This window comes from Pseudomonas lundensis, assembly GCF_002269125.1.
GTDB classification, from domain to species: Bacteria; Pseudomonadota; Gammaproteobacteria; order Pseudomonadales; family Pseudomonadaceae; genus Aquipseudomonas; species Aquipseudomonas lundensis_A.
Genome location: NZ_NQKI01000103.1, coordinates 1 through 465 on the forward strand (window position 1 = coordinate 1; position 465 = coordinate 465).

Annotated in this window: 3 tRNA genes; all 3 read right to left on the bottom strand. The window is 54.4% G+C overall.

The features are described from left to right. Positions 1 to 2 precede the first annotated feature (2 nt). A tRNA-Asp gene (locus CJF39_RS22665) sits at positions 3 to 76 on the bottom strand. Between the two features lie 19 nt (positions 77 to 95). Next, positions 96 to 171 (bottom strand) — tRNA-Val (locus tag CJF39_RS22670). Between the two features lie 213 nt (positions 172 to 384). Beyond that, a tRNA-Asp gene (locus tag CJF39_RS22675) sits at positions 385 to 461 on the bottom strand. Between the last annotated feature and the right edge of the window lie 4 nt (positions 462 to 465).

The following is a 465-nucleotide window of genomic DNA, read 5'->3' on the forward strand; positions in this document are numbered from 1 at the left end:
GGCGCAGCGGACGGGACTCGAACCCGCGACCCCCGGCGTGACAGGCCGGTATTCTAACCGACTGAACTACCGCTGCGCGTAACATTGAAAGCGAATGGTGGGTGATGACGGGATCGAACCGCCGACCCTCTGCTTGTAAGGCAGATGCTCTCCCAGCTGAGCTAATCACCCTTTCACTCTCATTGCGGGACACATTCTCTCACACTTATTGTGTAAGTGGTTGTTTTTATTCAAGTTTTTTAAAACTTGCTTCAAACGACCTTTTCTTGCGTCCTGCTCTTTGATTCTCCAGCAAGCTGTTGAATCCAAGACTTTCAAGAAAAGCCCCGCACTTAGCGGGGCTTCCCCAGACCACAAGCGTTCAAGGGGCTTGTGATCGAAATATGGCGCAGCGGACGGGACTCGAACCCGCGACCCCCGGCGTGACAGGCCGGTATTCTAACCGACTGAACTACCGCTGCGCGT